The 12,543-nt window shown below is 42.6% G+C and carries 11 protein-coding genes; 10 read left to right on the plus strand and 1 reads right to left on the minus strand.

All coding sequences use genetic code 11. The annotated features are described in order from the left end of the window. Window positions 1-57 precede the first annotated feature (57 nt). A complete protein-coding gene (locus ACFSKL_RS04500) occupies window positions 58-3,306 on the plus strand; it encodes a SusC/RagA family TonB-linked outer membrane protein (RefSeq protein ID WP_376883865.1) in 3,249 nt (1,082 codons plus the stop codon). 14 nt (window positions 3,307-3,320) lie between these two features. Further along, window positions 3,321-4,922, plus strand: coding sequence for a RagB/SusD family nutrient uptake outer membrane protein (locus ACFSKL_RS04505; RefSeq protein ID WP_376883866.1), 1,602 nt, complete (start codon window positions 3,321-3,323; stop codon window positions 4,920-4,922). A 216-nt stretch (window positions 4,923-5,138) separates the two neighbouring features. On the opposite strand, the gene ACFSKL_RS04510 is transcribed toward ACFSKL_RS04505, so the two are convergent. Continuing rightward, on the minus strand, window positions 5,139-5,786 hold the full coding sequence (locus ACFSKL_RS04510; protein WP_376883868.1) for an ATP-binding protein: 648 nt from the start codon (window positions 5,784-5,786) through the stop codon (window positions 5,139-5,141). A 96-nt stretch (window positions 5,787-5,882) separates the two neighbouring features. Between ACFSKL_RS04510 and ACFSKL_RS04515 the strand changes: the two genes are divergently transcribed. The 8 genes from ACFSKL_RS04515 to ACFSKL_RS04550 all read left to right on the plus strand — a co-directional run bounded on the left by ACFSKL_RS04515 (window position 5,883) and on the right by ACFSKL_RS04550 (window position 12,317). Beyond that, entirely contained in the window at window positions 5,883-6,362 is a 480-nt protein-coding gene (locus ACFSKL_RS04515; RefSeq protein ID WP_376883870.1) for a hypothetical protein, read from the plus strand. Window positions 6,363-6,372: 10 nt separating this feature from the next. Further along, complete coding sequence (locus tag ACFSKL_RS04520; protein WP_376883871.1) at window positions 6,373-7,143, plus strand: hypothetical protein; 771 nt, start codon at window positions 6,373-6,375, stop codon at window positions 7,141-7,143. A gap of 59 nt (window positions 7,144-7,202) precedes the next feature. After that, the gene (locus ACFSKL_RS04525; RefSeq protein ID WP_376883873.1) at window positions 7,203-7,481 is read left to right on the plus strand and encodes a hypothetical protein; all 279 of its coding nucleotides are present in this window, start codon (window positions 7,203-7,205) and stop codon (window positions 7,479-7,481) included. 237 nt (window positions 7,482-7,718) lie between these two features. After that, a complete protein-coding gene (locus ACFSKL_RS04530; protein ID WP_376883875.1) occupies window positions 7,719-8,354 on the plus strand; it encodes a carboxypeptidase-like regulatory domain-containing protein in 636 nt (211 codons plus the stop codon). Window positions 8,355-8,451: 97 nt separating this feature from the next. Further along, entirely contained in the window at window positions 8,452-9,378 is a 927-nt protein-coding gene (locus tag ACFSKL_RS04535) for a hypothetical protein (protein ID WP_376883876.1), read from the plus strand. Between the two features lie 119 nt (window positions 9,379-9,497). Continuing rightward, on the plus strand, window positions 9,498-10,514 hold the full coding sequence (locus tag ACFSKL_RS04540; RefSeq protein ID WP_376883877.1) for an OmpA family protein: 1,017 nt from the start codon (window positions 9,498-9,500) through the stop codon (window positions 10,512-10,514). Window positions 10,515-10,544: 30 nt separating this feature from the next. Continuing rightward, window positions 10,545-11,225, plus strand: coding sequence for a hypothetical protein (locus ACFSKL_RS04545; RefSeq protein ID WP_376883879.1), 681 nt, complete (start codon window positions 10,545-10,547; stop codon window positions 11,223-11,225). Between the two features lie 111 nt (window positions 11,226-11,336). After that, window positions 11,337-12,317: a BtrH N-terminal domain-containing protein gene (locus ACFSKL_RS04550; protein WP_376883881.1), complete on the plus strand. Its 981-nt coding sequence runs from the start codon at window positions 11,337-11,339 to the stop codon at window positions 12,315-12,317. Window positions 12,318-12,543: the final 226 nt, after the last annotated feature.

The raw sequence follows: 12,543 nt of genomic DNA on the forward strand, positions 1-12,543 counted from the left end.
ACACCCCAAAATGATCAGCCATCAAAGGAATTATGAAAAACCAATCTTAACAAAAATATGAAAAAAAAGATACTTGCAAGTCTTTTTATGAAGATAACCATGCACACGATCATCGTCAGCACCATGTTCTATTTGGGTAGCGGCGTAGTATGGGCTTTCAATACAGAAGCCCAAGAAATGAAAAACACCAAATTGGTATTTCAGGAAAACTCCATCAACCTGAAAACGCTGTTTGGGAAAATCGAAAAGCAATCCGATTTCAGGTTTGTCTATGAACAATCCATAGACTTGGAAAGGCAGTTGACCACGCCAAATGGCAGTACCAATCTGGAACATACCCTGGAGGTGGTCAGCAAACAGCTTGGGCTGAAATTCAAGCAGATCAACCACACCATCTCTGTGCATACTATAGACAAACAGCCTAATATCAGCACAAATGTAGTGGAGCTGATCACTGGAAAAGTATTGGATTCAAGTGGAGAACCTATCCCAGGGGCTACCATCATGGTTGAGGGAAGTTCTGTTGGTACTGTTTCAGATGCAGATGGCAATTTCTCTCTGGAAGTTCCACAGGGAGGGTCTGTCATTGTGTCGTTTATCGGTTATAAATCCATCAGGGTCGAAGTAGGCAACAGGACGAATATCCAGATCACCATGTCCGATGACGAGACTTCCCTTGATGAGTTTGTAGTAGTCGGGTATGGTTCTGTCGAAAGGAGAGAACTCACTGGGTCCATCGCCTCCATTGGGAGAAAGGATATTATCGCTGAACCCATCTATTCATTTGAAGGCCTTCTTCAAGGCAAGGCTGCAGGCGTAGACGTAGTAGCAGATAGCTATAGGCCTGGTGCTGGATCCACCGTTAGGATCAGGGGAGCCAGATCTTTGGTAGCAGGCAACGACCCCCTTATAGTCATGGACGGTGTCCCCATAGATGGCAACCTAATGGATATCAACCCTTCGGATATAGAGTCAATCGAAATCCTCAAGGATGCTTCTGCTACAGCTATTTATGGCTCCAGAGGATCAAACGGGGTGATTTTGGTCACTACAAGAAGAGGTTATAGCGGTGGCACGCAAATCGAATACAGTGGATTTTATGGAATACAACGCATGGCAAACCGTGTAGACCTGATGTCTGCTGAGCAGTACATCGAGATGAACAGGGAAGCAGCCAGACATCAGGGGAATTATACGACTGACGAGGCACTTTTCTTGGATTGGGAGCTTGAAGCAATTGAAAGGGGAGTGGATACCGATTGGCAAAAGGAAGCTTTCCAAACAGGGCTGCAGCAAAATCACCAATTGAGTATCAGAGGGGGGACAGAAGATACCCGATACGCAATTTCCGGAACATATCTTGACCACAAAGCCATTGTCTCCAACAATGATTTCTCAAGGTTCGTAGGCAGGGTAAATCTAGACCAAGATGTGTCAGACCGTATCCGGGTAGGTGTATCTACACAGGTAGCACGCAGCATAGAGCATCGGGGCGGCAACTTCCGTGACCTGATCCTGAGAAGTCCATTGGATTGGCCGGAAAGAGCTGAAGGAGCGCTCAGCAGTGAATTTGCCGTAGGCGAAAGCTTTCCAACACTTGCACTGAACAGAGACTTATTTATAGACAGAAGGGACAGGACCAGAATCATCTCCAACCTTTTTGGGGAACTGGATCTTGTTGAAGGGTTGAGCTATCGATTCAATTTTGCCCCAGACCTGACATTCAACGACAGGGGAACACATACTTGGCAGACATCTACTGCAAGTGTGAGCAACTCAAAGTCAAGCAATATCCTGTTTGAAAATATTGTAAACTATGACAAGGCCTTAGGTGACAAGCACAAGATCAAAGCAACTGGCCTTTATAGTATTCAAACTTACAAGGAAACCGGTTCTTCCATCTCTGTAAGAGGGCTACCCTTTGAGCAGCAACGATACCATAATATCGGTACGGCGGAAGAAACGACCGCCAGGAGTTCCTTTCTGAACGAGTGGAAATTGGAATCCTATATGCTCCGCCTCAATTACTCCTTGGTCAACAAGTATCTTTTTACACTTACAGGAAGGGTGGATGGATCTTCCCGCTTGGCTACCGGCAACAAATATGGGTTGTTCCCTTCTGCTGCCTTTGCATGGCTGATCGATCAGGAAGGTTTTATGAAATCCCAAAACAAATTTGATGAGCTCAAGTTGCGTCTAAGTTATGGAGAGGTGGGCAATACAGGGATCAACCCTTACCAAACGCAGGGAAGGGTCCAAAGGGTCGGCTATGCATTTGGTGACGAGTCTGTATTTGGATTCCAAAGCGCAGAGTTGGCCAACTCCGCACTGAGATGGGAAAGAACACGTCAGATAGATTTTGGTATTGACTTTGGCTTGTTTTCGGGTCGGGTAGCAGGGACTGTTGGCCTCTATCAACAAAACACCATTGATCTTTTGATGAACAGGCAGCTTCCGCCAACTTCTGGTTTTGTCAGTGTATTGGAAAACGTAGGGGCGACAAGAAACAGAGGGTTTGAATTCAATGTAAGTTTGGTCAATATAGAATCAAAAAGACCCGGTGGGTTCAGGTGGTCGACAGACATTATTTTCCATGCCAACAAAAACCAGATCACAGAGCTTTACGGAGGCAAGGAAGATGATCCAGGCAACAGATGGTTTATCGGACAACCTATCAATGTTTTTTATGACTGGGAATTTGAAGGGATATGGCAAGAAGGCGACAGGGAGCTTGCAGCCCAGTTTGGCCACGAACCGGGAGACATCAGGCTGAAGGATATCAACAATGACGGAAAAATCGATGCGGCAGACCGGGTAATCTTAGGTTCGGATGTGCCCTCATGGACCGGAAGTATCAACAACAGGATGTATTACAAGAATTTTGATCTTGCATTTTTTGTCTATACTACCCAAGGGATCAATATATTCAGTGAAGCAGGCGGAACTTCTCTTGGTGGCATGATCAACCTGAGAAGGGGCTACAACCTCAATTCAAGGGATATCCATTATTGGACACCAGACAACCCAAGCAATGAGTATCCAAGACCAAGGGTAAGAGGGCATGATTACTCTACCCCGATGGGATACTTTGATGCCAGTTTTGTAAGGGTGAGAAATATCACTTTAGGCTATAGCCTTCCTAACCCGGTTCTGGATAGAATGAAAACCAAACGTGCCAGGGTATATGGCGGTGTACAAAACCCATTCACATTCACGAAATTTCCGGGACTGGATCCTGAGGGAGCAAGAAATCATGACATGCCAAATTACAGGACATTCTTGTTTGGTATAGAATTAGGATTTTAAACAACATTAGAATTATGAAAAATATTAGAAGTATAGGATTCCTACTGATTTTGACCATGTCTTCCTGTGTCGACTTGACAGAAAACATGATCACCGACACGGTCGCAGATGTACAATTCTCCACCCCCGAAGGACTAGACGAAGCATTGATAGGGGCTTATCAGCCATTGAGATGGTTTTATGGCAGGGAGCCAGGCATGTTGATGAACCTTTATGGAACAGACCTGTTTCAGGAAGGCCAAAGCTACAACTCCTGGTGGGACAATTACGGACCAGGCCTGAATGCCTCCACCAGACTGGAACCTTCTGGGGACGTGTTGGTGTGGGAGCATTTCTATAGGGGTATCAACTATGCAAATACTGTCATCAGTAGGTCTGAAAACATTGCTATCGATGCAAGCCTTAAAAACGCAAAAGTCGCTGAAGCAAGATTTCTAAGGGCGCATTATTACTTTGTCCTGGTACAGCATTTTGGTGCAGTGCATTTGACACTCGAAGAAACCAAAGAAGTGGAGCTTGAAGCATACAGAACACCAGAAGAAGAAATCTACAAAGCCATCGTAGAGGACCTTGAATTTGGGATTGCAAATCTTCCTGTACAGCAGATACAATACGGCAGACCTACCAAATATGCTGCCGTCAACCACTTGGCAAAGGTGTATTTGACCATGAAAAATTGGGATAAGGCAGCCGAGTTGGCAATGGAGGTTATCAATGAAGGACCTTATCAACTATTGGACAATTATGCCGATGTGTTTGATCCATTCAACCAGCGACATTCTGAAGTAATCTGGTCAGTCCAGTGGGGCGACAACCCCGAAGTCAACAATCCTGGCAATGAGCTTCAGAGATTCTTCTCTCCCAGGCAATGGCTGCTTCCCGGATTGGTTGGAGATGACACATTCCACGTTGGTATAGCCAGATTTTGGCCCACGGATTACGCTCTGACCACCTTATACGGTAATGACTACAGGACCATGGAGCTGAACACCAAAAATGACTCCAGGTATCATGCCACTTTCAAAGAAGTGTGGGAATACAACGACGCTGCAAACATTCCTGCGGGCAGAGCCATTGGAGATACAGCGGCATGGTTTACAAATGATCCACTGATGCAGGAGCTTTCCGATGCCGATGCTGCACTTCTCCCCTATCGATTGGTAAGGATCAAAGACAGGAACGATGTCTTTTCCCCTACTGTACAAAAACACCGATATCCAATCCTGCGAAACAATGGTAGGGATTACATGTATATGAGACTGGGAGAGACTTATCTTATCGCAGCCGAAGCATTGATGATGCAAGGTAAATTAAGTGAGGCTGCCGGATACTTCAATACTTTGAGGTCAAGGGCTGCATACCCTGGTATTGAAATCCCCCTCATCACACCTGAGCAATTGGACATCGACGAGATCCTCGATGAAAGAGGCCGTGAATTGGCTGGGGAGCTGCACAGGTGGCCAGATCTTAAAAGAACGGGGAAACTTCTTGAGAGGGTAAGGAAATACAACCCCAAGGCTGCCTCAAATATAAGGGAACACCATCAGCTCAGGCCAATTCCACAAACCCAGATCGATAGGACAAAAAATGAGTTTGGACAAAACCCAGGATATTGATGGTTTTTCAAACTATCATCAGTAAAAACCAACTTTAATATTATCAAGCGAATCTTTCGGGATTCGCTTTTTTATTCCCCTTATTTCAAATTGGGTTTATGGGTTGATCATGGCTAGATCTAATCCCAAAAGACAAACTGTCATCTTACTAGAATTTTCCATTCCCTTACCTTAGTAGGTCCCCGTCTTTCTATAAACTTTCCTTTTTAAGTTTTTTCAATCAATCTTCAATTGCCAATACCCACCACGATTCCCTTCCTTTCTTTCCAGCAATTCAAGTCCCTTTAATTTTTGGATATTCTTTTCAATGGCCCTTTCTGTGATTCCCATTTTTTTTGCCATTTCAGGAATCGTTACCTCAGAAGAGGTGAAAACCATCTCCAATATTTTCAAAGCACTTTTACTGAGCTTTTTAGCAGATCTTTGCTGAATTATGATTTTCAGTTCAACCCAATCAGGTTCCGAACTTTTTCCCGAACCTTTTCCCGAACTTTTTCCCGAACTTTTCATTCGATTGAATATCGCTGTAAACATTCCATCCACTTTAAACTCAGGTTTAGGAAGGGCAGCATTATTCATTTCATCCCTCATCCTTTCAATCCCAGAACCAATTTGCTCTACAAGATTGATGCGGACAAACAACCCAAAAACCAATGGATTTCTACTATGGCTCTTTGTCCCAAATTCACTTGGAGAAATGGCGCTCGTCAAGCCACCAGGATTACTGATTTCAACCCTATCGTCAAAAAGTTCTATCGTAATCCTTGCTCCCTTATCATAGTAATCGCGATGTGATATGGATGATGTTGAAGAATTGTTTGTACCAAATCTATAAGGATAAAAAGGCTTACTTGGAAAAAACACCCTAATAATCCATCTCCCTATAATTGGTATTATCCGCCTTTCCCCAGACGAACAAATTTAATAACTTTATCCTGTTTAATTAAAAACCATAACAGTATGCAAAGATTCATGTTTAAACATGCAGTTTTTATTTTTATACTGGTGACTCTCACCATGTTTACCGGATGTAGCAAAGACGATGACAAGCCTCGGCGCAATACCTATAAGGTAACCGTTGTACTCTCCGGTGTCGAAGATTGGGACGGTAGTACCACCCACCAAGGGGATTACATTTCCGTTGTCGTTTCCGGCAGTAATTACGACAATACTGCCGGCACTACACTATGGAGGGTTAACGGACAGACCATGACTGGTGAGATAGCCGTAGGGGTTGATCGTGCAGATTTTATGGAAAACAATACGATTGTCATAGAGTCAATTAACCCTTTGGATGTAATGTCAGCTTCTATTCAGTTTCTGAACTACAACGCCACGCTTACCTATCAAGTCAAGATAGAAGTAAACGGGAAGTTGGATATAGATGAAAGCGGGACTCTCGCTGACGGTCAGGATTTTACCAAGCATTATAGTTTTTAAGATCATACCTATGAAAAAGCTAAACTTTGCCATGTTGGCTATAGTATCGACGACAGTGATATATGGCTGTGGCAGTGATAATCCCGAGCCGGATCCCTTCGTTGTCATTACACAGCAGGATTTTTCTGAATTGTGGGGGGATATCACCAGACACTCTGTATCACCCTTTCCAGGGACTCCCGGACCAGCAGGCAGGAATGTTTCCTGGGATTTTTCAGCGTATAGCTCTGTGGTCTCCACTATTCCCCAAGAGGGATTCGAATGTCCTGGAAATGAAGGTTGTTCCGGGTTTCCCGAAGCCAACAGGATGTTTAAACACAGCGTTGGGGGATACACTTACTATGTCCTGTCCGACAATGACCTCATCACGCTTGGTGGTACTGGAGGGGACGGTGGTATGGAAACCTACACCGATCCACAAACGATGTGGGAATTTCCCCTTGAGTATGGCAAAACATGGTCAGACAGCTTCAGCTCTATTCACGCCAACATGGCAGGTGATCCTTTTATGGCTACTGAAGGGGAAGGTATATGGGAAGTGGATGGCTATGGTACACTGATTACCCCTGCGGGGACTTTCCCAAACACTTTGCGCATCAAAGAAACTACAACCCGCGTTTTTACAGGTTTTGTCAATATGGTAAGTACTATAGAGATATACCATTGGATGAATAAAGACTATGAGGGAGGGGTCTTGGCTATGTTCATGGTGAGTACCAGTAATCTTCCGGGGGATGCAGGAAGCACGTCGTTCGCCTTTATGGATGCAAATCCTTTATAGGATAGGGGGAGGTTGGTATTACAAACAAAGCATATTCTTAATTAAGATTAAATTTAAAAATGAAACGACTCTTATTGTTTTCAATACTACTGGGGCTATTTTTCTCTGGTTGTTCCAATGATGACAATGATCCATCTGGAGAGGTGTTTTTCAGATGCAAACTCAACGGGCAACTAAAAGAATTTAATCATACCCCTACAGCTTCAAGCCATTTGGAGGGCGATCCTACAAATGGGCTATATATTTCTGCGAGCGATTCCGATGATTTTATGAACGCTGCTTTTTTGAGATATACCTTATCATCAATGAAGATATTACCGAAGGTACGTATCACGTAGCGGGAGAATCGTATCCCGAACTCGACGGGCAATACTGCATAGGAACAACAGGAGAGTGTTATGATGGAGGAAGAGACAGTGACACATACTTTACCTTGACCATTACAAGCATAGGTAGTTCGAGTATGAAAGGAACATTCAGCGGTTTGTTAGATCAGATCGCCGGAGATGAATTGATAGAGGTAACCGATGGGGAATTCTCCGTTCCTCTTAACTAACACTTAATAAAAGTATATTATGATGAAAGTGTACATTATTCCGTTGATGACTTGTTTTTTAATCACCACAACAAGCATGTATGCCCAATATGTAGAACCCGAACGCGATGATACCCTTCGAGTTTATGTCAAAATTCCCTTTGATACCATTTCTGCAAGAAATGCTCTGGCAGAAGGCAACATAACCATAAAGGGAGAGGCTTTTACCAGACCTCCGGGGTATATGGGAGAACAACTCGGTTTTGGGATAAAAGCCGGTAAAAAAATAAAGGCCAATAAAATTACGGTTTACCTTTATCCGGTCACGCCTTACTTAGTAGAATATTTAAAACAGAAGAAGAAAGAAAACCCAAAAAAACTTAAATTCGTTTATATAGACCCAAATGCCCTTCGGTATCGTCTTACTGCTGTTACCAATAGTGATGGCGAATTTACATTCCCAAAAATGAAACCAGGCGAGTATTACCTAGAAGCTATTTTACCTTGGTCTCAATCAGGTTATCAAAATGTGTATACCGGTAGTGGCTATGGTAGTTACGGTGGTCGGGTTGATTATTATGACAGACAACAGTATGTCCAAAGCCATCATGACATGTTGAGCAAATTTATCAAAATTGTTGACAACGAAAAAGTAGTGGAAGTAAAGTTAAAATAGATTTTCACTATTTTTAAAGATTTAGATAACAATTTGTGAGGGGGCATTTCCAAACTATGATGGCTAAACTCAAAAAAACAAAATCAATAGAAAATGTATGAAAAAATTATTTTTGAGCCTATTGAGCGCGGCGACTATACTTGCCTGTGACAGCAACAAAGACGATAAGAAAGTAACTGCTGAAACAGAAGAAAGTAAAGAATCACATATAGAGCTAACTACGATGGTAAAAAAAACGTTTACCGAAGGAAAAATAGATGTACAAATCTATTTTCCAGGAAACCGCTTCAGCGAAATCTTGAACAAGGTCGATCCTGCTCAGGGAGATATCCAGCAACAGATTGAAAAATACGCCAAAGAATTGTCTCAGGAAGATGCGGAGGACATACAAAATTTAATGAAGGGCAATATCGCTTTGGCCATGCAGGTCATGTTTGCCCCCATGTTGAAAAACGAAATTTTTGTCAGAGGGGATCAGGCGACCGCAAAATGTGACGGGTTGGTGTATCACCTAGAAAACACATTGAATGGGGGTAACGAAACCGGGACAGTATTCATACAATCACAGTCCGTCAAAAATAGTCAGATTACATTCGATTACGATAAGGATTTTTTCGGAGAAAGTCAGCTCCAAACCACCATAGACCTAAGCATGTACGACAGAAAAGCCACTTATGAAACCGATGAAATAGCCGGATATAAATGCAACAAAGTCATATATACATTAAAAAATGATTCCCCGATGGCTATTGGACAACTGGAAGTATGGACCTCGGAACATATGCCCAAAACCCTCAATTTCATACACCCATTCTATCTGGAAGAAGCACATGGAATCATGAAAATATCCATTTACCAAGATGCGCAATCAGATATGCCGATGGTTTATGAATTTAAAAAAGTGACTCCCGGCTCAGTAAGTGATTCGGATATGAACATCAGCCAAAGCCAACCTATCTATAATGGAAAGTCAGATACTGAAGCTATCGCAGCCAAACTGATGGGCATTATGTTTGGGATGTAATATTATTGAAAAGATTGTTTCATTTTAAACCTTTGGGATGTCCTAATCGAAAATAAGCACTAGTTTAAAGAACTGATTTTATCTTACCCTGATAATTTAAATAACTAACTTTACATTTCATGAAAAAACTATCTCTAAGTCTTTTAACCATGCTGATTTTATTGGCTTGCAACAGCAATGGCAACAAGGAATCCAATGACGCAGAAGAAACTATTGTGTCATCGACAGATCTTTCAACCGAAAAGCAGGAAGAAGCAGAAGGGAAAAGTATTACTTTCGACATCAACAGCATTCCTATTTCCGATACGGATCTGGGCGACTTTCCCTTTTTCAGCTTTCCTGAAGGTCTTGAAGCGCTTAACCGCCCTATTAACCGAAAATTTGACGAGCTGTACTTCCCAATTGATGGTGTCATGACACCTTTGGAGGGAAAAGTCTTTAAAACCTGGGTGTCCGTGGCAGGTAAACACGATGACGAGTGGTCATTGCCTTACTTTCTGAAAAGTTATGATGAGGCGATCACAGCTGCTGGAGGCGTTAAGATTTTCGACGGTAAGATCACATATGAAGAGTATGAACGTTATCACGATCTGGCCACCTATATGGGTGAAGATGGATCCATCGGCTATACGGATGAAAATATACGTGTTTATGTGATCCGGCGGGCAGATGGAGGCGATATCTATACCCAACTTACCGGAAATTCTGCGGGGGGAAGCCTGAACATCCTGCAACAGGAAGGTTTTAAGCAAACCATCACCATCCTTAAGTCAGATCAGATACAAAAAGATCTGGAAGACAGTGGCAAGGCTGTATTACATATCAATTTCGACCTCGACAAAGCTACACTCAAACCAGAAGGAAGAGAAGCTGTAGCCGAAATAGCCAAGGCCCTACAGACCGGCAAGACATTGAAAGTGGATATCCATGGATATACCGACAATTCTGGAAGCCAGCCCCATAACCAAAAACTGTCGGAAGATCGGGCACAGGCAGTGCTGAGTGAACTGGTAGACTTGGGCATAGATAAGACCCGGTTGACTGCCAAGGGTTTTGGCTCCCAAAACCCCATCTCCGACAACGGCACCGAAGAAGGCAAAGCCAAAAACCGCAGGGTAGAATTGGTCAAACGATAGTAACAAACACCGTACAATCAACAGAAAAATATGAAGGATATATTTATCAGAATATATATGGGAGTATCAGGAGTACTTATTTTGGTACTCTCATTTTTGGTTTATAATCTTTATGATCAAGAGATTATCAGAACCAAGGGGATCATTGTGGAAGACGAGCATGGCAGAGACAGGATATTGATCGGTGCGCCGATTCCCGAATCAAAAGACAGGGTACGAACGGATCTGAAAAAGGTGGAAGAGTACTGGGCCGGGCAGTATGGGGAGCAGTATATGGAGTGGTACAAAGACTACTACCATGGTACCAACGGCATGGTCGTGATGGATGAGCACGGCATTGATAAGCTGTTGGTCGGTGACAAGCTTGCCGATGCCAACGGAGGAGTGAGAATTTCTGAGTCAACCGGAATAATCTGGAACGATGAAAACGGTATGGAGCGAGGTGGAGTAGGAGTCGACAAACTAAAGGAAAACAATCAGTACAGAGGTACCTTGGGCTTTGATGACAACACAGGAGCCGAAGGGTTTCATCTTGCCCAATTTGAAGACGGTTCACAGCTTTTGAGGATGGTTTACCAAGACGGGTATCTTTTATTTGGACAAGCCAAACCCAACAGCTTCCTGCAAAATCAAGAGCCATTCATAGGTATAGTCGTATTTGACAAGGATGACAACATCGTTTTCAAGAAGAACTTTATAGAAAAGGAATAAAAAAACGTTAATACCATCAAGCGAATCCCGAGAGATTCGCTTTTTCATTACTTGTATTTTAAATTGGGTTTATGGGTTAAGCATGGCTAGATCTAATCCCAAAAGAAAAATATGAAAATAGAGAATTTAAAACCATTTGACGGACAGCATTGCGAAACAACAGCGACGGGAACTTTGTTGCATCAACTTGACATTGACCTATCAGAACCCATGCTTTTTGGTTTGGGTGAAGGGCTAGGTTTTATCTATTGGAATATGAAAACAATGGATTTTCCGTTCATTGGCGGAAGAATAAAGACTGACCTTTTGACGCAGAATATTGCGAGAAATCTAAATCTTGAATTGAGGGTCAAGGAGACAGCTTCAATCAAAAAGGCCTGGGAAAGTGTAAGAGAACTTATTGACAATGGACAAGCTGTAGGACTAAAATTGGATTGTTATCATTTGGAGTACTTTTCACGCCCATTCCATTTTGCAGGACATTATGCAGCGATTTATGGATACGACAGTGAAAATGCCTTCTTGGTAGACACAAGTCAACAGGGCGGACAGGTAAGGACAAGCCTAAAGAGCTTAGCATTGGCAAGAGGAGAGAAAGGTCCAATGTCATCCAAAAACCTGTATTACACATTGGGCAAGACAGACAAAGAAACAAACTTGAAAACGGCAACTATTACAGCAATCAGAAACAATGCAACTGATTACCTCAATCCACCTATAACAAATATTGGCTACAAAGGAATCTTAAAAGCAAGTACGGAAATAATCAAATGGTTTAAGACAAGTAAAGACATAGAAAACGACTTTAAAAAATCTGCAATGCTAATGGAAAAATCTGGAACAGGTGGAGCATTGTTCAGAAACTTATATCGGGACTTTTTAAAAGAAAGCCATGACCGGCTTGAACTTGACAAACTGAAAACAGGACATGAAGCTTTTGTAGAAATTGCAGAACTTTGGACCACTGTTTCCGGGCTGTTTGAAAGAATAAGCCAAACGAAAGACATTAAATATGTCAAACAAGCATCCGACATCTTGAAAACTATATCAAACAAGGAAAAATCAACAATGGAAATCTTGTTGGCCGTATAGCATAAACGTACACTACCTCAAACACAACCTTTCCGAACCCCTCAGCACTCCCCTACAATGGTTGCAAAAATATATTCACTGAAATAAAATAATCAGATTTATCAACTATCTTGGCAATAACGCACCAGGCTCGTGAGGTATCCTAAAGGTCTAAATACGTCATTTTAAAACTAAACTACTATCGGCTAAAGACCGATAGGTTTGGTTTCGCCTAAAGACGCCTAAA

The organism is Belliella marina, from assembly GCF_042682445.1.
Lineage (GTDB): Bacteria > Bacteroidota > Bacteroidia > Cytophagales > Cyclobacteriaceae > Belliella > Belliella marina.

Coding starts and splice junctions, on each gene's coding strand:
- ACFSKL_RS04530 (WP_376883875.1), top strand. CDS start 7,719: ATGATGAAAGTGTACATTATTCCGTTGATGACTTGTTTTTTAATCACC.
- ACFSKL_RS04550 (WP_376883881.1), top strand. CDS start 11,337: ATGAAAATAGAGAATTTAAAACCATTTGACGGACAGCATTGCGAAACA.
- ACFSKL_RS04545 (WP_376883879.1), top strand. CDS start 10,545: ATGAAGGATATATTTATCAGAATATATATGGGAGTATCAGGAGTACTT.
- ACFSKL_RS04515 (WP_376883870.1), top strand. CDS start 5,883: ATGCAAAGATTCATGTTTAAACATGCAGTTTTTATTTTTATACTGGTG.
- ACFSKL_RS04540 (WP_376883877.1), top strand. CDS start 9,498: ATGAAAAAACTATCTCTAAGTCTTTTAACCATGCTGATTTTATTGGCT.
- ACFSKL_RS04525 (WP_376883873.1), top strand. CDS start 7,203: ATGAAACGACTCTTATTGTTTTCAATACTACTGGGGCTATTTTTCTCT.
- ACFSKL_RS04500 (WP_376883865.1), top strand. CDS start 58: ATGAAAAAAAAGATACTTGCAAGTCTTTTTATGAAGATAACCATGCAC.
- ACFSKL_RS04520 (WP_376883871.1), top strand. CDS start 6,373: ATGAAAAAGCTAAACTTTGCCATGTTGGCTATAGTATCGACGACAGTG.
- ACFSKL_RS04505 (WP_376883866.1), top strand. CDS start 3,321: ATGAAAAATATTAGAAGTATAGGATTCCTACTGATTTTGACCATGTCT.
- ACFSKL_RS04535 (WP_376883876.1), top strand. CDS start 8,452: ATGAAAAAATTATTTTTGAGCCTATTGAGCGCGGCGACTATACTTGCC.